The sequence below is a fragment of the Halorubrum gandharaense genome, from assembly GCF_054654575.1.
Window position 1 is genome coordinate 351985 of the sequence record NZ_BAAIET010000002.1, and the last position, 19854, is coordinate 371838.

Here is a 19854-nt window from a genome sequence, read left to right on the forward strand (position 1 = left end):
TCCCGTCCACATACGATCCGTCGTTTTCGGTCGCCGCGTCGGTCTCCGCTCCGTCCCCGGCCGAACCGCAACCACTACGGCGGCCGCCAGCGACCCTCCGCACATGCAACTGGGCGTCATCGGACTCGGACGGATGGGGCAGATCGTCGTGAACCGCTCGCTCGACGCCGGCCACGACGTGGTCGCGTTCGACCTCTCGGCGGAGGCGACCGCACACGCCGCGGACGCGGGTGCGGAGCCGGCCGACTCGGTCGCCGACCTCTGTGAGCGACTCGGCGCCGAAAAGCGGATCTGGCTGATGGTGCCCGCTGGCGACGCGGTCGACGCCACCCTGGAGGACCTCGAACCGCATCTGACGGAGGACGACGTGGTCGTCGACGGCGGCAACTCCCACTTCGAGGAGAGCGTGCGCCGGGGCGAGGAGACCGACGCCGCCTACCTCGACTGCGGCACCTCGGGCGGCCCCGCCAGCGCGACCGAGGGCTTCTCGCTGATGGTCGGCGGTCCCGAGTGGGCCTACGAGGCACTCGTCCCCGTCTTCGACGCCGTCGCCACCGGCCCGGCGGGCCACGACCGCATGGGCGAATCCGGGTCGGGCCACTACGTGAAGATGGTCCACAACGGCGTGGAGTACGCGCTGATGCAGGCGTACGGCGAGGGGTTCGAGCTGCTCCACGACGGGCGCTACGACCTCGACATGGAGACGGTCGCGCGCACCTGGAACAACGGCGCCGTCATCCGGTCGTGGCTGCTGGAACTCTGTGAGGAGGCGTTCGCCGAGGAGGGCTCCGACCTCGGGGACGTGGCCGACCACGTCGCCGGCGGCTCCACGGGGACGTGGACCGTCGAGGAGGCGCTCGAACAGGAGGTGCCCGTCCCGCTTATTTACGGCGCGCTCGCCGAGCGCTTCGACTCCCGCAACGAGGGGCGGTTCTCCCGGCGGCTCGCCAACCGGCTCCGCTACGGTTTCGGTCGTCACGAGGTCGCGCGCGAGGAGTAGGCGAGAAAGAAGCGGGACACAGGCGAAATCGTTTTTCACCCACGCACCGAAACGTCGCGTATGAGTGAGAACCCCGACGACGAACGGCTGGAGGAACTGCGCGAAAAGAAGATGCAGGAGCTTCAGGAGCGCGCCGGGGGCGAGGGCGCCGGCGCCGACGCACAGGCCCAACAGCAGGCACAGGAGCGCGCGGAGGCGCAACAGGAGGCCGTGCTCAAACAGCACCTCACCGACGGCGCGCGCCAGCGACTCAACGCGGTCGAGATGTCGAAACCCGAGTTCGCGGCCAAGGTGAAAAAGCAGGTCGCCGCGCTCGCCCAGAGCGGGCGGGTGCAGGGCCGGATCGACGAGGACCAGATGAAGGAGCTGCTGCGGGAGCTCCAGCCCGACCAGCAGAGCTTCGACATCCGGCGGCGGTAGATGGAGCTCGCGCTGCTGTACAGCGGGGGGAAGGACTCCTCGCTCGCCGCGCTCCTGCTCGACCAGTTTTACGACGTGCGGTGTGTGACGGGCACGTTCGGGCTCACCGACGACTGGGAGCACGCCGAGCGCGCCGCCACGGAGCTCGGCTTCCCGTTCGAGCGTGTGGAGCTGGACCGCGCCGTCGCCGAGGCTGCCGTCGAGCGCATGGTCGCCGACGGCTATCCCCGAAACGGGATCCAGCAGGTCCACGAACACGCGCTGGAGACGATCGCCGAACTCGACGTGGACGCCGTCGCCGACGGGTCCCGGCGTGACGACCGGGTTCCCACGGTGTCGCGAGCGCAGGCACAGAGCCTGGAGGACCGCCACGGCGTCGACTACATCTCGCCGCTGTCCGGCTTCGGCCGGCACGCCGTCGACCGGCTCGTGGCTGCTACCTTCGAGGTGGAGCAGGGGCCGAGCGAGGAGATCCCGAAGGCCGACTACGAGGGCGAGCTCCGGGCGCTGCTCGCGGAGACCGCCGACGAGGCCGCCGTCGGTGAAGTGTTCCCCGAGCACGACCAGACGTACGTCCACGGACGGAGCGACTGAGCGGAGGCTGGCTTTTTTTGATCGACCGCCACGCCCCGCCTCGAAAGGAGTGGTTTCAAGCGGCCGAACGCCGAACCACGGTTCATGTACGACCGACTCAAGGGGTTCCGTGACTTCTACCCCGGCGAGCAGTCCGCCCGGCGTGAGGTGACCGACGCCGTGGAGGGCGCCGCCGCGCGCCACGGGTTCCGCGAGATCGCCACGCCGGCGTTGGAGCGAACCGAGATGTACACCGACAAGTCCGGCGACGAGATCGTCGAGGAGCTGTACGCCTTCGAGGACAAAGGCGGCCGCAATGTGGCGATGACGCCCGAGCTGACGCCGACCGTCGCCCGGATGGTCGTCGACAAGAGTCAGGAGCTCTCGAAGCCGATCAAGTGGGTGTCCACCCGCCCGTTCTGGCGCTACGAGCAGGTCCAGCAGGGCCGGTTCCGCGAGTTCTACCAGACCAACATCGACGTGTTCGGCTCCTCTGAGCCGGAGGCCGACGCCGAGGTGCTCGCGGTCGCCGCTGAGGCGCTGACGGACCTCGGGCTGACGGGCGACGACTTCGAGTTCCGGGTCTCACACCGCGACATCCTCGGCGGGCTGGTCCGCGCGCTCGCGGACGACCCCGATTCCGTCGATACCGCCGACGCCATCCGCGCCGTCGACAAGCGCGCGAAGGAGGATCACGCCGCGTATCTCGGCCTGCTGACGGACGCCGGGCTCGCCCGTGACACCGCTCGGGAGTTCGACGACCTGATCGCGGGCGTCGACACGGTCGACGACCTCGACGCGATCGCGGATGCCGGCGGCGAGGACGTGGAGGCCGCCGTCGAGAATCTCCGAAACGTGCTCGCGGCCGCCGACGACTTCGGCGCCGGCGAGTTCTGTGAGGTCTCCCTGACGACCGCCCGCGGGCTCGACTACTACACCGGCGTCGTCTTCGAGTGTTTCGACTCCACCGGCGAGGTGTCCCGCGCGGTTTTCGGCGGCGGGCGCTACGACGACCTGATCGAGAGCTTCGGTGGCCAGCCGACGCCCGCGGTGGGCGTCGCCCCCGGCCACGCCACCCTCAAGCTGCTCTGTCAGCGCGCCGGCGTCTGGCCCGACGAGGAGCCGACGACGGACTACTACGTGCTCTCCGTGGGCGACACGCGCGCGAAAGCGGCGGCGATCGCCGGCGGGCTCCGCGAGCTCGGCCACGTCGTCGAGCAGGACGTGTCCGACCGGTCGTTCGGCGGCCAGCTCGGCTACGCCGACTCGATCAACGCCGAGACGGTGGTCGTCGTCGGCGAGCGCGACCTCGCGAACGGCGAAGTGACGATCAAGGACATGGCCAGCGGCGACGAAACCACCGCCCCCGTCGACGACTTCCCGCCCGAGTCGGGCCGGCCGACCTACGAGGACTACGAGTAGGCGCATGCGCCGGCTCGCCGTCCGTGCCGTCATGGGGGTCGTGGGGATCTTCCTGCTTGTCGCCTACCTCGCCGCCGCGGGGCTCGCCGCGTGGGTTCTGAGCTGGCTGTGGGCCGCACGACCGGACCCGCTGGAGGTGGCCGCGATCCTCGCCGGCATGACGCTGCTGTCGGCGTACCTCAGCTACCGCGTCGGAACCGCACAGCTCGTGCGGGCGCTGGAGTCGACGCGGGTTCCCCGCGATCGGGCGCCGGCGGTTCACCGCCGGGTGGACGCGCTGACGGAGCGAATGGAGATAGACCGCCCCGAGCTGTTCGTCGCGGACATGCGCGCACCCAACGCGCTCGCAGTCGGCGGGTCGGAGAACGGCGCCGTCGTGCTCGACCGGTCGCTGTTCCACCTGCTCGACCCCGCAGAGCTGGAGGCGATCATCGCACACGAACTGGCGCATCTGGAGGCGGACGACGGCCTGATACAGGCGATCGGCCACGGGATCGGCCGGATGCTCGCCGGGCTCGTCACGCTCGTGTTTCTCCCCGCGCTGTTGGCGCTGTCGGGGTTCGCGAAGGCGTCGGCGTGGTTCCGTGGGCAGCCCTTCGACCGCACGGGGCCGTTCGCGCGGCTCCACTGGACGCTGGCGTCGGTCGTGATGCTCGTCGTCGTGATCGGCACGCTCGTCGTGCGCGCCCGGTCGCGCAAGCGGGAGTTCGCAGCCGACGACCGTGCGGTGGCGGTGACCGGCGACCCGATCGCGCTCGCCCGCGCGCTCCGGAAGATCGAACGCGCCAGCGAGCCGTCGTGGCCGCTGGCGCCGCTGTCGACCAACCGGGAGACCGACGACGCGATCGAACGCTGGCTCTCGACGCATCCGCCCACGGACGAGCGGATCGAGCGGCTGGTCGAGCGGGCCGAAGTCGAGTCAAAGCGGCGGGGACGGGAGGGGTGGACGGGCGTGCCGGTGCGGTAGCGCCGCCGCACGCAGGTCGTCACCCTCCGACCACCCACGAAACCGCCGGTTCCCACAGCCCCTTTTGACCCCCGGCCGTCGCGCCGGTATGACGGAGCTTCCGGCGCGCGTCCTCGGCGACGCGCGCACCAGCGACTTCGGATGGAACCTGCTCACCGACCTCACCGATATCGGCGACCGGATGGCCGGCACCGCCGGCGAGCGCGCAGGCGCCGAGCGCGTCGTCGAGGCCTACGAGGAGGCCGGGTTGCGAAACGCCGGCTTGGAGGAGTTCGAGATCCCCGGGTGGTGGCGCGGCGACAGCGCCATCGGGGTTTCAGGACCCGTCGAGCGCCGACACGAGAGGAGCCACGACGTGATCGCCCTTCCGGGAACTCCCGCTGGCGAGGTGACGGCGCCCCTGGTGGACGTGGGTGACGGCACCCACGAGGAGTTCGAGAACGCGGGCGCGAAGCTGGAGGGCGCGGTCGCGATGGCGAGCTCGCGAACCCCCGACGACCACGGGCGCTGGCTCCACCGGATGGAGAAGTACGTCAACGCGGCCGAGCACGGCGCCGTCGGCTTCGTCTTCCGCAACCACATCGAGGGTGCGCTCCCGCCGACCGGCGAGATCGGCTACCACAACCGCCCCGGTCCGATCCCGGCCGTGGGGGTGTCAAAGGAGGTCGGCGCCCGGCTGGAGCGGCTGACGGCGGCCGCCGAGGAGCCCGGAGGCGACGGCGAGCGCCCCGAGGTCACCATCGAGGTGGACTGCCGCAACGAGCCGACCACCTCCGTCAACGCGGTGGCGGACGTGGGGCCCGACACGGAGTCCGCCGTGTTCCTCACCGCGCACGTCGACGCCCACGACGTGAGCGACGGCGCCAACGACAACGGTGCGGGCTCCGCGCTCGTCGCGGAGGTCGGCCGGCTCCTCAAGTCCGTGGAGGACGACCTCGACACCCGCGTCCACCTCGTCACCTTCGGCGCCGAGGAGATCGGCCTGTGGGGCGCCTACCACGCCGCCGAGACGACGCCGACGGAGGCGATCGAGTGCGTCGTCAACCTCGACGGCGCCTGCAACTCCCGGAATCCCCGGGTCGGGACGAACGGCTTCGACGCGATGGGCGAGGTGTTCGCGGACGTGGCCGACGCGTTCGCCGCGCCGCTCTCGACCGGAGACACCATCTCGCCGCACGGCGACCAGTGGGCGTTCGTCCAGGAGGGGATCCCCGCCGTGATGACGTCGACTACCTCCGGGCAATCCGGGCGGGGATGGGGCCACACCCACGCCGACACGCTGGACAAGCTCGACGAGCGCGACCTCCGCGAGATGGCCGCGTTCGTCGCGGAGGCCGTCTTCCGCTTCGCGAGCGACGACGTGGAGACGCCGCACCGCTCGCGTGAGGAGGTGCGCGACGACATCGACGACGGCTACGTGCAGGAGCTGAAGACGGGCGGGCGGTGGCCGTACGACGACGAGTAGAGCGGTGTCGACGGCGACGGCGGCTTCGGCCTCTCTCGTGGGTGATTCCGGGGCGTTTCTGGCCTTAAAAGGGGGTTCCGGCCTTTCCGTTCGAGGGCAGCAGCCTGTGCAACGTCGGGTGGTTGTGCGGTTGCGGTGGTGAGCACGACGGCGAGCATCTTCCACGCCTCTGCCGGACCCTTATAAGCGGTTGATGGTGTGATGGTGAAAGCAAACACCGCCAAAGCACCAGCCGGCTCCTTATAAGCAAGTTGTGAGGAGAACACGCCGGCGAGCACCTCCAAAGCCCCAGCCGGCTCCTTATAAGGAGTCTGTACGGTGAGCACGACGGCGAACACCTCCAAAGCCCCAGCCGGCGACGACTCGCGCGGCTTGCTGCGCGCTCAAAAGGCCTCTCCGCACCGCCCGGCCTTTTGAGTGCTTGCGTCGCCGTGCTTCGTCCTCGCCGGCTGCCCCTTTGAGTCCCGCCCCGCCCAGCACAGCAACCGCACCTCACACCTCCCCAGCCTCGGCGGGCGGGCGCCCGCGGGCTCCGCACCGCGCCGCGGGCGCCCGCCGCCTCCCTCGCGCTCCGCTCGCGCCCTTAAGAGGGCGCTCGCGGGCGCGCCAATCGCATTAAAAAGAAGTTTTCTCGCGTCTCCCGTTTCAGTGTTCGCCGCCGGTGCCGCGCCGGTCGGAGTCGAGGTCGATGTCGAGGTCCTCCAGCAGTTCCTCCGCCTCCTCGCGTTTCTCCTGGTGGTCTTCGAGGAACTCGCGCATGAGCTCGGCGGCCTGCTCCTTACAGCCGCCACAGAGGCGCTCGCCGCCGACGCACTCCGTGTACACCTCCTTGGTGAGTTCGTCGTCGTCGCCCGCCAGCAGGTAGGCGTACAGCTCGTAGACGGGGCAGTCGTCGGGCTCGCCGCCGAGTTCGCGCTGCTCGTCCGCGGTGGCGCGCCCGCCGGTCGCCGCCGCCTTCACCTTGTCGTAGCCGTCCTCGGGGTCGTCGAGCAGCGAGATGTGGCTCGCGGGGATCGACGACGACATCTTCCCGCCGGTGAGCCCGGACATAAAGCGGTGGTAGATGGAGGAGGGCTGCCGGAAGCCGAAGCCGCCGTGGTCGACCTCGACCTCCTGTGCCAGCGTCTCGGCCTCGCTCCGGGTGAGGTCGAACGCGTCGACGTGGCCCTCGAACACGCGTTTGTCGCCCTCGACGGCGTCGATGAGGGCCTCGAACGCCTCGTCGGTCGCGTTACGATCGAAGAAGCGGACACGCGGGCGGAGCGGCTCCTTGCCGCCGGCGCGGAGCTTCTCCATCGCCCCCGGCTTCGCGCCGGCGAGCTCGGGTACCGGCCCGTACGCTTCCAGCCAGTCGGCGGCGTCCGCACACCGAACGTCCGGGTCGTCGGGATCGTCCGCCTCCGCGGCGAGCGCGTCGTAGGCGGCCCGCACCAGCTGGCGCTCGTCGTCGTCAAGCTCGAAGGAGGCGAACGCCTCGGTCACCTTGAAGTAGCGCATCCGGGTGGCGAGGTCACGCGTGAGGCGGACGTGCGGGTCCTGGTCGGGTCCGACCGGGATGACGGTCGGCTTCGGCTCGTCGACGAGCTGCGGGTAGAGGATGTCGGCGGTCTGGGTGATCACGCTCTGCATGTGCGAGATGTTCGTCTCGCCGTCGAAGCCGTAGATCGCCTCGAACTCGGAGAAGTTCGCCTTCGAGCCGAGCTCGAAGCCGAGGTCCTGCACCTCGCGGTTGTCCGACTGGCGGTAGAGCTCGCCGTCCTCGGCGTCGAAGCCGAGCGCGAGCAGCGAGAGGAGGTAGTTGCGCGCGTGCTCGTCGATCTCGTCCCACGACATCCCTCGCGCGGAGTGCGCCTCCAGGTCCGCGATGAGCCCGAAGGCGTCGGCGCCCTGCTCCTGATGCCAGATGATCTCGTCGAAGACGAGTTTGTGGCCGATGTGCGGGTCGCCCGTCGGCATGAACCCGGAGAGCGCGGCGAACGGCTCGTCGTTCGCCATCGCCGAGGCGACGGCGTCGTACTCGCGGTGGCCGAAGATGACGCCACGGCGCATCAGGTAGTGTGGGTCCGGCACCTCGTCGGCCACGTCGTCGAACGCCTCGATGCCGAACTCCTCAAACAGGTCGCGGTAGTCGCCGACCGACGCCGACCCCCACGGGTCGAGCGCGACGTCCTCGGCCGGATCGTCCGCGCGCTCCGTCCCGCCGTCCGTGCGGACGGCGTCCGTGGGGTCCTCGGCAACCGGGGGCATGCCGCCGTCCGCCGGCGGGCTCCCCTCGGGGGTGTCCTCGTGCATACATATCCCTCCCGGCGGTCGACGCAAAAACCGTTCGCTTGCGCGGGAGGGCGTGACACCCCGTCGAAACGGTGATCGCTCTGTCGCTGTTCAGGGGGTGAGCCGGGTCACCGCCAGCCACTCGATGTCGGCATCGGTGCCGGTCGCGTCGTCGCCGTCCGCGCGGTCCGCGCCGTCGCCCGCGTCCCCGCGGACGGGCGAACCGTCCGTCAACGCGAACGTCATCTCCTTGCGGACGCCGCCCGCTAACCGCACGTCCAGCGAGAGCTCGCGAGGCGAGAACACGTGGTCCGGCTCCACCACCCGCACGAGGTGCGTCGAGTGGGGGAGGTCCTCAATCGTCTCCACGTCGAGGTACGTCCGGAAGTCGGCACCGAACTTGAACCCGGTCTTGGGCACCGCCTTCCCGCGACGGAGCTCGCGGTAGACCGCCAGACGACGGTCAAACCGCTCACCTTCCACGGCGCGCCCGCGGTCGAGGATCGCCGCGGTAGCGGCCGCCGGGTCGTCGGTGCGGCCGGTTTTACCAGCTCCACCGATCGCTTCGTCGAGCGTCAGCACGCCGTCGCTCGCCAACGAGGCGGCCTCAAGCAACGAGAGCTGGACTGCACCCTCGATTTCGGCCGCGCGCCCCGTCAGCGGCTGGCCGTAGAAGCCGCGCTCGTAGAGTCTCTCGGGGGCGTCCCAGACGACCACCCGGTCCGAGAGCAGGACGCCCGAGAGGGTCGCCGGCGGCTCGTAGTCGGTGGCACCGCCCATCTCCGGCTCCGTCGCAGCGAAGTAGGTGAGGTCGCTCTCCTCGTCGACGACCGCGAGGGTGCGGCCGGCGAGCCCCGCGGCGGGCAGGGACTCGCGCTCACCGACCACCCGAACCGGGTGGAGCACGTCGCCCGTGTCGGGCGTGGAGCCGCGCTCGTAGGCGATCAGGTCCACGTCGTCACCGAAGTCGGCGCCGTCGCGGCCGCCGTCCCATCCCTCGCGGACGGGCGAGAGGTAGAAGCCGCGGTCACGGAGGTCGGCGTACACGAGGTAGCGCACGGCGAACCGCGATTCGGCCGCCGCGCTCGCGACGAAGAAGCGCTCGAAGCCGACCGTCTCGCCGATGCCGCTGGCCCCCTCGTCGTCTCCGAGGTCGATGCCGGAGAGGTCGCCGCGGAACAGGAGGTGTGCCGCCTCCACGCGGGTCAAGGCGATCTCGTTGCCCGAAAGCGGGCGGCCGTAGCCGCGGGAGTCGTAGAAGCGCTGGCGGGCGTCGCCGCCGACGCGGACGGCGCCGTCGCGGAGCACGCCGGTGGGTTGCATGCACGAATCGCCGGCCGGGCGGCGTAAGGGGGTTGCGGTTACCGGCCCGCCTCGACCGCCTCGCGCATGTCGTTCGCGAGCCGCTCGGCGCGCTCGGCGTCGGCGGACTCGGCGTAGATCCGGATCTTCGGCTCCGTCCCGGAGGGGCGAACGAGCACCCACGCGTCGCCGTAGTCGAGCCGGTAGCCGTCCGTGGTGTCGGCGTCGGCCTCGGCCGTCTCGACGTACGCGCGGGCGGCCGACAGCATCTCGTCGCGCTCGTCGGCATCCTCGTGGGTCACGTTGATCCGGACGAAGTGGTAGTCGCTGTACGGCGCGACGACCTCGCTGGCGGGCGCGTCGCTCGTGGCGAGCAGCTCGAGGAACTTCGCGCCGATGTAGGCGCCGTCACGCGAGAGCCGGTACGGCGGGAAGAAGACGCCGCCGTTCCCCTCGCCGGCGATGGGGACGCGGGTGCCCTCGCGCTGAAGCTCGCGGGTGCGGGTGATGATGTTCGTCGCGCCGATCGGCGTCAACTCCAGGTCGGCGCCGGCGGCCTCACACACGTCGACCAGCCGCTGGGAGACGTTGACGGCGCTGACGACGGCGTCGCCGGCCTCCAGCTCGGCGTCCGCCAGCGCGGCGAAGGAGGTGTCGCCGTCGATGAACGTCCCGGTCTCGTCGACGAAGACGGCGCGGTCGGCGTCGCCGTCGTGGGCGATCCCCACGTCGGCGTCGGAGGTGGCGACCAGCCGACGGAGCGCTTCGAGATTCTCGGGGACGGGCTCGGACTCCCGGCCGGGGAAGTGACCGTCCGGCGTCGCGTTGACCGTCCGCACGGTGCAGCCGAGTTCGCGGAGCACCTCGGGAGCGGCGACCGACGCCGACCCGTGACCGGGGTCGACCGCGACGGTGAGCTCGGCGTCGGCGATCGCCTCGCGGTCGACTGCGTCGACCAGCTGGGTGACGTAGTCGTCGACGACCCCCTCCACGCGGGTCGTGTCGCCGGCGGTGTCCCACGTCGCGAGATTGTAGTCGTCCTCCAACACGCGGCGTTCGACCCGTTCGAGGTCCTCAACGGCAAGCTCCACGCCGTCCGGGCCGACGAGTTTGACGCCGTTGAACTCCGGCGGGTTGTGCGATGCCGTAACGAGCACGCAGGGGACGCCCGCACTCTCACAGTAGTTTCCCACGGCCGGCGTGGGGACGACGCCCAGCCGATCGACGTCACAGCCGACGGCCGCGAGCCCGCTGGCGGCCGCATTGACGAACAGCTCGCCGGTCGTTCGGGTGTCGCGTGCGACGGCGACGCGGTCGGCGTCCCACGTCGAGCCGGCCGCCTTCGCGATGTCGAGGACCAGCTCCGGCGTGAGGTAGCGCAGCGCCACCCCGCGAATGCCGCTGGATCCGAACAGTTCCATATCCGTTCGTCCGCCGGCCGACGGGAAAGCCGTTCCGAACGACCACCACTACGACTGGGCCTCACACGCGCACGCCGGGACAGCCGGCCCTGTCGCCGGCGTCCGCGGCGATCGGCCGGCTTCGCGGGGTTGAAACCCGACCGGCGGCAAACTGGAGCATGACTCGTTCGCGACGCGACCTGCTCCGTGCCGCCGGCGGTCTCGCCGGCGCCGGCGGACTCGTCGGTGCCGCCGGCTGTCTCGACTTTGCGGCCGGCGACGGCCCACAGGGCCCCGACGGGACGCCGACGGAGCTCTCCTGTGCCGACGAGTCGTTCGTCCGGCTGGACGCCCCGTTCGACGGGCACGTCGCCGAGCGCACGACGGAGACGCCGGAGACGACCCTCGAACTCTCGACCGAGGGAACCTCCGAGACGTACGGCAGCGACCTCCGGCTCGTGCTCCGGAACACGGGTGACGCCGCCGCCGAAACCCGCGGCGACGAGGCGTACGCCCTCCAGCGGGAGACCGACGCCGGCTGGCAGGACGTTCGCGGCTCTCCGGACGGTGAGGCGAGCGAGCTCGGCGACGACCCCGCCCCGTTCGAGCCGAACAGCACCCACTCGTGGGACCTGACGCTCACCGAGGACGGGCTAGCCGACGACATCGACGCCGTCGACTCCGTCGGCCTCACGGTCTGTCCAGACCTCGGCCCGGGCACGCACCGGTTCGTCTACTGGGGCATCGAGGACGCCGACCCGGTCGGGATCGAGTTCGAATTGGTGGGGTAAGGGGCCCCCACGAGCGTCTCCACCCCGTGGCGCCCCGTCCGCGTCAGTCGACGGTTTCGGCGACCGCGTACCGTTCGGTGGCGGGCGTGTGGACGATCTCGCTGCAGGTCCCCACGAACTCGGTGAGCCGTGACGCGGCCGACCGGTCGAGCGAGATCAGCGTTCCCTTCGTCCCGTCTTCGGGGAGGTGGATGACGACGCCGTTCTCGTGGACCTCCGTCGTGGCGTGGGTCCGTCCGAGTCGTGGGTACTCGGACTCGGGGATCAGCGCGCGCTCCGCCCGTGCCCGTTTCACCGCCGTCGACACGATGTCGCGGAGCTCCTCCGGGGGGAGGTCCGGTCGCCCGTAGATGGCATCCCAATCGTCCGCGTCGTAGTGGACCGCCGTCCGGTAGCTGTCGCCCGCCTCCTCTTTGAGGTACTCGTGGAGCCGCCGGTGGCGTTCGGATAGCACAGTCGACATCTCATTTCGCTAATTGAAAGAAAGTGGTGGCCGTGAATCGGCTTACTCAGTGTGAGACACGCTGAATGGGGGTCTCAGCGGTTCAGCGTGTGGATCGCCTGGCCCTGCGCGTTCTCGGCGGCCTCCATGACGGCCTCCGCGAGCGTGGGGTGGGTGTGGACGGTGGCGCCGATGTCCTCCAGCGTGGCGCCCATCTCGATGGCGAGCGTCACTTCCGCGATCAGCTCGGACGCCTCCGGGCCGACGATCTGGCCGCCGAGCACGAAGCCGTGTTCGGCGTCGGCGACCAGCCGGACGAACCCCTCGGTGTGACCCGTCGTCATGGCGCGTCCGGAGGCGTTAAACGGCATCTGGCCGACGGCGACCTCGAAGCCGGCCTCCTCGGCCTCCGCTTCGGTCATCCCGACGGTGGCGACCTCGGGGTCGGTGAAGACGGCCGCGGGGATCGCCTGCTGGTCGAGCGCGGCGGGCTCGCCGGCGATCACCTCCGCGGCGACGACGCCCTCCTTCGACGCTTTGTGGGCGAGCATTGGCTCGCCCGCCACGTCGCCGACTGCGTGGATGTGCTCGACGTCCGTTCGGGTGCGGTCGTCGGTCTGGAGGAAGCCGCGCTCGTCGGTCTCCAACCCGGCCTCCTCGAGGTTGAGCGTGTCCGTCACGGGCTGGCGGCCGACGGCGACGAGCACCTTGTCGGCAGGATAGGTGGACTCCTCGCCGTCCTCCGTCTCCGTGTGGACCTGGTAGCCGCCGTCGGGGGACTCCGACCAGCCGCTCGCGCCCTCGCCGAAGTGGAACTCGACGCTGAGCTCCTCGGCGCGCTTGCGAACGACGCGCTTGATGTCGTCCTCGTACGGTCCGAGGATGTCGTCGAGCATCTCGACGACCGTCACGTCCGCGCCGAGCTTGGCGAAGACCGTGGCGAGCTCCATGCCGATGTAGCCGCCGCCGACCACGACGAGCCGCTCGGGCACCGTCTCGGCGGCGAGCGCGTCCTCCGAGGTCCAGATATGGTCCTCGGCGAACTCGAAGCCGGGGATCTGGATCGGCCGCGAGCCCGTCGCGACGATGGCATGCTCGAAGTCGATCGACTCCGACCCCTGGCCCTCGCCGCCGTGTGCGACGCGGACGCTGTTCTCGTCGGCGAACGTCGCCGTCCCCTCGATCAGGTTGACGCCGTTGGCCTTACAGAGCTTCTCGACGCCGCCCGTCAGGCGGTCGACGACGCCGTCCTTCCACTCGACCATGCGCGTGAGGTCGACGGCGGGGTCGGCGTGGACGCCCATGAACTCGGCGTTGCCGGCCTCGTGAGCCAGCCCCGCGCCCGTGATCAGCGCCTTCGACGGGATACACCCGCGATTTAAGCAGGCACCCCCGTAGGCGTCCTTCTCGACGAGCGTCGTGTCGAGCCCCTCCTGTGCGGCGCGGATGGCGGCCACGTAGCCGCCCGGTCCCGCCCCGATCACCAATACCTCCGTTCCGGTTGAAATGTCTCCTACGACCATCTTACTCGTTCAACAGCAGCAGCGGGTTTTCCAAGTGGTCCATCACGGTGTTCGAGAACTCGGCGGCGATCGCGCCGTCGATCACGCGGTGGTCGATCGACAGCGACAGCGGCAGCGTCGGGGCGGGGACGACCTCGTGGCCACCCTCGTCGTCGAGGAAGCCGTCGCTCCCTTCCCGTTCGCGTACGACGGGACGCTTCTCGATCGCCCCGAGCCCCATGATGGCGGTTTCGGGATAGTTGATGATCGGCGTGGCGTACTCGCCACCGATGGCGCCGAAGTTGGTGATCGTGAACGTACCACCCTGCATCTCCTCCGGCTTGATCTTCCGATCCCGGGCGCGGCTCGCCAGGTCGTTCACCTCATCAGCCAGCTCGAAGATCCCCTTCTTGTCGACGTGTTTCACGACGGGCACCATCAGCCCGGCGTCGGTCGCCACGGCGATCCCGATGTTGTACTCCTTTTTGAGGGCGATCTCCTCGTCGTCCTCGCGCAGCTCGCTGTTGAGGTACGGGTGCTCTTTGAGCCCCGCGACGATCGCCTTCATCACGAACGGCATGTAGGTGAGCTTCACCCCCTTGGCCTCGGCTTTCGGCTTCAGCTGCGCGCGCGCCTCCACGAGCGCGTCGACCTCCGCCGTGTCGTGGTGGGTGACGTGGGGTGCCGTGTACTTCGACTCCGCCATCTTCTTGCCGATCGTCCGGCGGACGCCGCGGTACGGCACGGTCTCCTCAACCTCTGTTGCCCCACCCGTCGCGGAGACGGGCTCGGTCTCGCCGACCGGCGTCGCCGCCGGCTCCGTCTCACCCTCGGCGTACGCCCGCACCTGCTCGGCGGTGACGAACGCCTCGCCGTCGCGCGTCTCGTCTGTCGGCACGTCGTCGATATCGACGCCGAGTTCGCGGGCGACTTTCCGGGTTGCTGGCACCGCCAGCGTCGTTTCGCGGCCGGCGGGCTCCGCTGTCGGCGCAGCGGAGGGCGACGCACCCTCGGCCATCTTTGCGCCCTCGCCGCGCTTTTTCACGGCGGACTTGCGCTTGCCGGACTCCACGTCCGTCGGCTTGGGGCTCGGTTTCCCATCGTCCTCGCCGGCCGCACCGTCCTCGCCGCCCGCGCCGCCCGCGCCGCCCGACTCCGCGTGGGCGCGTACGTCGGCCTCCGTGATCCGACCACCCGGGCCGCTCCCGGAGACGTCGCCGATGTCGACGCCGAGCTCGCGGGCCATCCGGCGGGCGGACGGCGGCGCGAACGTCCGGCCAGAGGCGGTCTCGGGCTCGGTGTCGGCCGATTCGGCCTCGGTCTCCGGAGATTCGGATTCGGTCTCGTCGGTCGACTCTCCCGGCTCCTCCTCGCTGGCGTCCTGGGCCTCGTCGGCCGCCGCAGCCTCCCCATCCTCGTCGACGCGGAACGAGATGATCACGTTGCCGACAGGGACGATCTCGCCCTCCTCGGCGAACAGTTCCTCCACGACGCCGTCGTACCGCGAGGGCACCTCGACGAGCGCCTTGTCCGTCTCGACCTCGGCGACGGGCTGGTCCTCGGTGACGCGGTCACCCGGCTCCACGAGCCAGTTGACCAGTTCTCCCTCGGCGACACCCTCGCCCACGTCAGGTAGCTTGAACTCCTTGATGGCCATGTTAGAACTCCACCGTGTCGATGATTCCCTCGGCGATGCGCGCCGCGCTCGGGAGGTAGTAGTCCTCCAGCGCGTACAGCGGGTACGGCACGTCGAAGCCGGTGATCCGCTTGACCGGTGCCTCCTGATACAAGAGCGCTTCCTCCTGTAGAATCGCCGTAATCTCGCCGGCGAGGCCGCCCGACTTGGGCGCCTCGTGGACGACCGCCGCACGCCCGGTTTTCTCGAACGCCTCGATGACGGCCTCGCGGTCCAGCGGGGAGATGGTGCGGAGGTCGACGACCTCACACTCGATCCCCTCGTCCTCGGCGAGATGCTCGGCGGCCTCCAGCGTCGGGCGGGTCATCGCGCCGTAGGTGAAGACGGCCACGTCCGAGCCCTCACGCCGGGTTGCGGCCTCGCCCAGCGGGATCGTGTACTCCTCCTCGGGCACCTCGCCGCGGAACGCCCGGTAGATCAGCTTCGGCTCCAAGAAGACGACGGGGTCGGGGTCGCGGATCGACGCCGCGAGCAGCCCCTTCGTGTCGTACGGCGTCGAGGGGATGACCACCTTCAGCCCGGCCTCGTGGGCGTAGAACGCCTCCTTCGACTCCGAGTGGTGTTCCGGCGCGCGGATGCCGCCGCCGTACGGCGCGCGTAACGTCATCGGCAGCGACATCTCGCTGCGGGTCCGTGTGCGGAACCGCGACATGTGTGAGACCACCTGGTCGAACCCGGGGTACATGAACCCGGAGAACTGGATCTCCGGCACCGGCTTCAGCCCCATCGCGGCCATGCCGACCGCACAGCCGATGATGCCGGACTCCGCCAGCGGCGTGTCGACGACGCGGTCGCCGCCGAACTCCGAGAAGAGTCCTTCCGTCGCGCGGAACACGCCCCCGTTTTTTCCCACGTCCTGGCCCAAGACGAGCACCTCGTCGTCCCGGGTCATCTCGGTGTACAGTCCGTCCCGTACCGCCTGTACCAGCGTTAGATTCTGTGTGTCGCTCATTTAGTCCTCCAGGAACGCCTCATCGCCGTGCTTCTCGCGAACCGCCGCGAACTCCTCGTACTGCGCGGCGAGCTCGGCGGGCATCTCCGCGTAGGCGTGCTCGAACATCTCGCGCGGCTCGGGGCGCGGGACGCTCTCGGCGTCGTCGATGGCGTCTGCCACCTGTGCCTTCACGCCGTCCTCGATCTCCGCGACGCGCTCGTCGTCGAGGATGCCCTCGTTCCGGAGATACGCCTCCAGCCGCGGAATCGGGTCCTTCGCCTTCCACGTTTCGACCTCCTCGTCGTCGCGGTAGACGGTGGGGTCGTCCGCGGTGGTGTGCGCGCCGAAGCGGTACTGGACCGCCTCCACGAGCGTCGGGCGCAGCTGCCCCTCGTCGGGGTTCCGCGCCTTCTCGACGGCCGCCTTCGCGACCGAGTAGACGGCGAGCGGGTCCATCCCGTCGACCTGGACGCCGTCGATGCCGTACGCCTCCGCCTTCTGTGCCAGCGTCGCGCTCGCCGTCTGCCGCTCGCGCGGCACGGAGATCGCCCACTGGTTGTTGTTACACCAGAAGACGGTGGGGGTGTCGAACACGCCGGCGAAGTTGAGCCCCTCGTGGAAGTCGCCCTCGCTGGTGGCGCCGTCGCCGAAGTAACACATGAACACGTCGTCCTCGCCGCGGAGCTTCTTCGCCCACGCGCCGCCGGTCGCGTGCGGAATCTGCGAGGCGATGGGCACCGCGACGGGGAACACGTTCGTCCCCTCGGGGAACTCGTTGCCCGCCTCGTGGCCCATCCAGTAGAGCAGCGTCTTTTTCAGTGGAACCCCGCGGACGAGCGCGGCGCCGTGCTCCCGGTAGGACGGCACCATCCAGTCGTCCTCGGCGAGCGCGAACGCCGAGCCGATCTGTGCGCCCTCCTGGCCCGACAGCGGCGGATACGTCCCCATCCGCCCCTGTCGCTGCAGGCTCACCGCCCGCCCGTCGAAGTGGCGGGCGAGTTTCATGTAGCGGTACATCTCGACGAGTTCGCCCTCGTCGAGGTCGGGGACGTCGCCGACGACCTCCCCGTCCTCGTCGATCACGCGGACGGTGTCGTCGTACGCTCGGTCGAACACGGTCACGGCCGAACCCTCCTGTGCATACATGGACACTCCGACGCCCGGCTAATAGGGTTTTCGTAAATAATTTACTATGAACAGAAATTCTGCCAACGAGTAGCAAACCGTCCAGCGTCACGGTTCCAAATCGTACACTCTTCTACCCGATCTCGATTATAGGGCAATACTTTCGGCCAAACGGTAATTTTGCCGAATAGTAATGGACAAACGGGAGGGATTCTCGGGGAATCGGAACCGGCCGGCGACACCCATCGTGGACTCGGGCCCATGGATGCGGTTTCACTTCCGATCGACGGTGACGCCGTTGGTGTTCCAGCGTGTCGTCTCGTACCCGTACAGCTGTCCTCTCGACGGAGTTTGTTGAAACACGCCGATTCGATCGTGTTTTCGCCCGAAACTGCAGGCCAATCAGTGCCGCTTGATGACCGATACCGGGAGTGAGTATTGCAATTCGTCATCGGCGGTAGAGTATATAAATCGTCGAGAGTGGCGGTGACGATCTCCTTATAAATGGGGTGCGGTGGCGTCGCCGGCGCCCCGCGCCGGCGGGCCGCGGCGGCGAAGCCGACGCGAGGCGCCCGGCGAGCGCCCCGCGGGTGCTCGCCGGCGCGCGAGGGAGTCGTCGCCTACGGCGACGACGAGGCTGGGGAGGCGTGAGGTGCGGTTGCTGTGCGGTGCGGGGCGGGACTCAACGGGGCAGCCGGCGAGGGCGACCGGAGGGAGCCCTCGGAAAGCGAGCGGCGAAGCCGCGAGCTGGCTCCGGGAAGACGGGCGACGTAAGCACCACAGCGGGCGGTGCTGAGAGCGAGGAGCGCAGCGAGCGTCCCGCGAGTCTACGAGCGGGACGACGGAAGTCGCAGCCGGCGAGCGCTTAAAAAGCGCGAGCCGGACCGTCTTCCGGAACCCTCGACCGGAGCCGGCTGGGGCTTTGCAGGCGGTCCTCACCGGCGAACTCCCGGCGACCCACCGATCATTCACGCCTTATAAACGAAGTACGACACCATCTACGACCTACTTATAAATGCCGCACCCACTCACGTAATACCCCCACTCCCGATCTCGCTCAGCAAGGAATCTGCACTGACCGGGTCCGAGTCAGAATGTGTCCGCTTCCAGAGCGTGCAACAGAGCCGTCCGACGAGAAACGCCACGGAACCCCGACTCCGACGGTACGGGAACGAGTAGCCCCGCCCGGTCAGTCGCCGCCGGCCGCCCGCGCCCGCCGGCGGGCCTCCTCGGCGGAGGTGCCCTCGCGCAGAAGCGCCTCGACGAACAGCTCGCCGGCCTTGTACGACGACCGGACCATCGGGCCGGACGCACAGTAGAGGAAGCCGAACTCCGCTTCTGCCACCTCGCGCCACACGTCGAAGGTGTCGGGGTGGACGTACTCGAACACGTCGAGGTGCGAGCGCGACGGCTGGAGGTACTGGCCGAACGTCACCACGTCGACGCCGATCTCCCCGAGGTCGCCGAGCGTCCGGTACACCTCGTGGTCGTACTCGCCGACGCCGAGCATCAGGCTGGTTTTCGTTTTGATCTCGGAGGTCCGGTCCACGTGGTCGAGCACGCGCAGGCTCTGCTCGTAGGTCGCCCGGCGGTCGCGGACGGGCCACTGGAGCCGCTCGACCGTCTCCACGTTGTGGGCGATCACGTCCGGCCCGGCGTCGATGATCCGGTCGACGGCCTCGAGGTCGCCGCCGAAGTCGGGGATCAGCGTCTCCACGAGGATGCCCGGGTCGCGCCGTTTGATCTCGCGGATCGTCTCCGCGAAGTGGGCGGACCCGCCGTCCGCGAGGTCGTCGCGGTCGACGGAGGTGAGCACGACGTAGTCGAGGCCGATCTCCGCGACGGCGTCCGCGACGTTCGCCGGCTCGTCGGGGTCGAGCGGCTCCATGCCGCCGGTCTCCACGTCACAGAAGTTGCAGCCGCGCGAACACCGGTCGCCGAGCAGCATGAACGTCGCCGTTCCCGGGCCATCCCGGCCGGACCAGCACTCCCCCATGTTCGGGCAGTTTGCCTCCTCACAGACGGTGTGAAGGTCACGCTCCCGAAGCGACTCCGTGATCTCCGTGAACCGGCTGCCGGACGGGGGCCGGGATTTCAGCCAGTCGGGTTTCCGCCGGCCGCGTTGCATACCTGACCCTTGGCGGGGGGAGGCAAAAGCGTGAGGATCCCCCGTCTCTCGTGTGGTGGCGGGAGGCGGCCGCGTGTCATGACCCGTCACGTGTCGTCCACCGACCGCCTTCGTCGCCGACTTGGTGAAGTACCGGGCGATTCGCTTCCCCATCGCCGTCGCCGCAGTCCCCGCAAGTGCCATCGTCCCCGCGTTCGGGGTCGCGGGTGTCCCGGGGTCGGTTGGGGAGGCGAGGCGATCGTCTGTGCGGTCATCATCTCGAACGTCGCCGGCTTCCTCGGGCTCGCGACCTCCTTCACGTACACGACGGCACAGGGATCTTCGCCAACGCGGCGGACCGTGCGACCGCGGCCGCCGGCGGCGGAGACGGCGCGGACGCCGACGCCGCGAACGACTGAGCCGCGTTCCGCGGCGGC

16 protein-coding genes and 1 pseudogene are annotated in these 19854 nt (G+C 69.6%); 8 read left to right on the plus strand and 9 right to left on the minus strand.

Going from position 1 to position 19854, the window contains the following annotated elements:
- Positions 1–103 precede the first annotated feature (103 nt).
- The 6 genes from gnd to ACYQ07_RS10785 all read left to right on the plus strand — a co-directional run bounded on the left by gnd (position 104) and on the right by ACYQ07_RS10785 (position 5847).
- The gene (gene gnd, locus ACYQ07_RS10760; RefSeq protein WP_459881276.1) at positions 104–1000 is read left to right on the plus strand and encodes a phosphogluconate dehydrogenase (NAD(+)-dependent, decarboxylating); all 897 of its coding nucleotides are present in this window, start codon (positions 104–106) and stop codon (positions 998–1000) included.
- A gap of 60 nt (positions 1001–1060) precedes the next feature.
- Positions 1061–1420: a DNA-binding protein gene (locus ACYQ07_RS10765; RefSeq protein WP_459881279.1), complete on the plus strand. Its 360-nt coding sequence runs from the start codon at positions 1061–1063 to the stop codon at positions 1418–1420.
- Entirely contained in the window at positions 1421–2014 is a 594-nt protein-coding gene (locus ACYQ07_RS10770; RefSeq protein ID WP_459881282.1) for a DUF7411 family protein, read from the plus strand.
- Positions 2015–2098: 84 nt separating this feature from the next.
- Positions 2099–3415 (plus strand): histidine--tRNA ligase, encoded by a 1317-nt coding sequence (gene hisS / locus ACYQ07_RS10775; protein WP_459881285.1) that lies wholly within the window; start codon positions 2099–2101, stop codon positions 3413–3415.
- A 4-nt stretch (positions 3416–3419) separates the two neighbouring features.
- The gene (locus ACYQ07_RS10780) at positions 3420–4382 is read left to right on the plus strand and encodes a M48 family metallopeptidase (protein WP_459881288.1); all 963 of its coding nucleotides are present in this window, start codon (positions 3420–3422) and stop codon (positions 4380–4382) included.
- Between the two features lie 88 nt (positions 4383–4470).
- Positions 4471–5847: a M28 family peptidase gene (locus ACYQ07_RS10785; RefSeq protein ID WP_459881291.1), complete on the plus strand. Its 1377-nt coding sequence runs from the start codon at positions 4471–4473 to the stop codon at positions 5845–5847.
- Positions 5848–6492: 645 nt separating this feature from the next.
- Here ACYQ07_RS10785 and ACYQ07_RS10790 read toward each other — a convergent pair.
- The 3 genes from ACYQ07_RS10790 to glmM form a co-directional block, all read right to left on the minus strand.
- On the minus strand, positions 6493–8139 hold the full coding sequence (locus tag ACYQ07_RS10790; RefSeq protein WP_459881293.1) for a tryptophan--tRNA ligase: 1647 nt from the start codon (positions 8137–8139) through the stop codon (positions 6493–6495).
- 90 nt (positions 8140–8229) lie between these two features.
- Positions 8230–9441 (minus strand): tRNA-intron lyase, encoded by a 1212-nt coding sequence (gene endA, locus ACYQ07_RS10795; protein WP_459881296.1) that lies wholly within the window; start codon positions 9439–9441, stop codon positions 8230–8232.
- 38 nt (positions 9442–9479) lie between these two features.
- Positions 9480–10841, minus strand: a complete 1362-nt coding sequence (glmM, locus tag ACYQ07_RS10800) for a phosphoglucosamine mutase (protein ID WP_459881299.1) — start codon at positions 10839–10841, stop codon at positions 9480–9482.
- A gap of 158 nt (positions 10842–10999) precedes the next feature.
- Between glmM and ACYQ07_RS10805 the strand changes: the two genes are divergently transcribed.
- A complete protein-coding gene (locus ACYQ07_RS10805) occupies positions 11000–11611 on the plus strand; it encodes a hypothetical protein (protein WP_459881302.1) in 612 nt (203 codons plus the stop codon).
- Positions 11612–11654: 43 nt separating this feature from the next.
- On the opposite strand, the gene ACYQ07_RS10810 is transcribed toward ACYQ07_RS10805, so the two are convergent.
- From ACYQ07_RS10810 to lipA, 6 genes are all read right to left on the minus strand, one after another.
- On the minus strand, positions 11655–12065 hold the full coding sequence (locus ACYQ07_RS10810) for a DUF7522 family protein (protein ID WP_459881305.1): 411 nt from the start codon (positions 12063–12065) through the stop codon (positions 11655–11657).
- A gap of 83 nt (positions 12066–12148) precedes the next feature.
- Positions 12149–13576, minus strand: coding sequence for a dihydrolipoyl dehydrogenase (lpdA, locus tag ACYQ07_RS10815; protein ID WP_459881308.1), 1428 nt, complete (start codon positions 13574–13576; stop codon positions 12149–12151).
- A gap of 1 nt (position 13577) precedes the next feature.
- Positions 13578–15212, minus strand: a complete 1635-nt coding sequence (locus ACYQ07_RS10820; protein ID WP_459881311.1) for a dihydrolipoamide acetyltransferase family protein — start codon at positions 15210–15212, stop codon at positions 13578–13580.
- Between the two features lies 1 nt (position 15213).
- Positions 15214–16203 (minus strand): alpha-ketoacid dehydrogenase subunit beta, encoded by a 990-nt coding sequence (locus ACYQ07_RS10825; protein ID WP_459881314.1) that lies wholly within the window; start codon positions 16201–16203, stop codon positions 15214–15216.
- Positions 16204–17331: a pyruvate dehydrogenase (acetyl-transferring) E1 component subunit alpha gene (pdhA, locus tag ACYQ07_RS10830; protein WP_459881317.1), complete on the minus strand. Its 1128-nt coding sequence runs from the start codon at positions 17329–17331 to the stop codon at positions 16204–16206.
- A 1168-nt stretch (positions 17332–18499) separates the two neighbouring features.
- Positions 18500–19438: a lipoyl synthase gene (gene lipA / locus ACYQ07_RS10835; RefSeq protein ID WP_459881319.1), complete on the minus strand. Its 939-nt coding sequence runs from the start codon at positions 19436–19438 to the stop codon at positions 18500–18502.
- Positions 19439–19532: 94 nt separating this feature from the next.
- Here lipA and ACYQ07_RS10840 point away from each other — a divergent pair.
- Positions 19533–19836: pseudogene (locus tag ACYQ07_RS10840) on the plus strand (MATE family efflux transporter); the annotation flags it as partial.
- Between the last annotated feature and the right edge of the window lie 18 nt (positions 19837–19854).

Excerpts from the sequence above, each read along its gene's own strand:
- gnd (WP_459881276.1), top strand. The coding sequence starts at position 104 with ATGCAACTGGGCGTCATCGGACTCGGACGGATGGGGCAGATCGTCGTG.
- ACYQ07_RS10765 (WP_459881279.1), top strand. The coding sequence starts at position 1,061 with ATGAGTGAGAACCCCGACGACGAACGGCTGGAGGAACTGCGCGAAAAG.
- ACYQ07_RS10770 (WP_459881282.1), top strand. The coding sequence starts at position 1,421 with ATGGAGCTCGCGCTGCTGTACAGCGGGGGGAAGGACTCCTCGCTCGCC.
- hisS (WP_459881285.1), top strand. The coding sequence starts at position 2,099 with ATGTACGACCGACTCAAGGGGTTCCGTGACTTCTACCCCGGCGAGCAG.
- ACYQ07_RS10780 (WP_459881288.1), top strand. The coding sequence starts at position 3,420 with ATGCGCCGGCTCGCCGTCCGTGCCGTCATGGGGGTCGTGGGGATCTTC.
- ACYQ07_RS10785 (WP_459881291.1), top strand. The coding sequence starts at position 4,471 with ATGACGGAGCTTCCGGCGCGCGTCCTCGGCGACGCGCGCACCAGCGAC.
- ACYQ07_RS10790 (WP_459881293.1), bottom strand. The coding sequence starts at position 8,139 with ATGCACGAGGACACCCCCGAGGGGAGCCCGCCGGCGGACGGCGGCATG.
- endA (WP_459881296.1), bottom strand. The coding sequence starts at position 9,441 with ATGCAACCCACCGGCGTGCTCCGCGACGGCGCCGTCCGCGTCGGCGGC.
- glmM (WP_459881299.1), bottom strand. The coding sequence starts at position 10,841 with ATGGAACTGTTCGGATCCAGCGGCATTCGCGGGGTGGCGCTGCGCTAC.
- ACYQ07_RS10805 (WP_459881302.1), top strand. The coding sequence starts at position 11,000 with ATGACTCGTTCGCGACGCGACCTGCTCCGTGCCGCCGGCGGTCTCGCC.
- lpdA (WP_459881308.1), bottom strand. The coding sequence starts at position 13,576 with ATGGTCGTAGGAGACATTTCAACCGGAACGGAGGTATTGGTGATCGGG.
- ACYQ07_RS10820 (WP_459881311.1), bottom strand. The coding sequence starts at position 15,212 with ATGGCCATCAAGGAGTTCAAGCTACCTGACGTGGGCGAGGGTGTCGCC.
- ACYQ07_RS10825 (WP_459881314.1), bottom strand. The coding sequence starts at position 16,203 with ATGAGCGACACACAGAATCTAACGCTGGTACAGGCGGTACGGGACGGA.
- pdhA (WP_459881317.1), bottom strand. The coding sequence starts at position 17,331 with ATGTATGCACAGGAGGGTTCGGCCGTGACCGTGTTCGACCGAGCGTAC.
- lipA (WP_459881319.1), bottom strand. The coding sequence starts at position 19,438 with ATGCAACGCGGCCGGCGGAAACCCGACTGGCTGAAATCCCGGCCCCCG.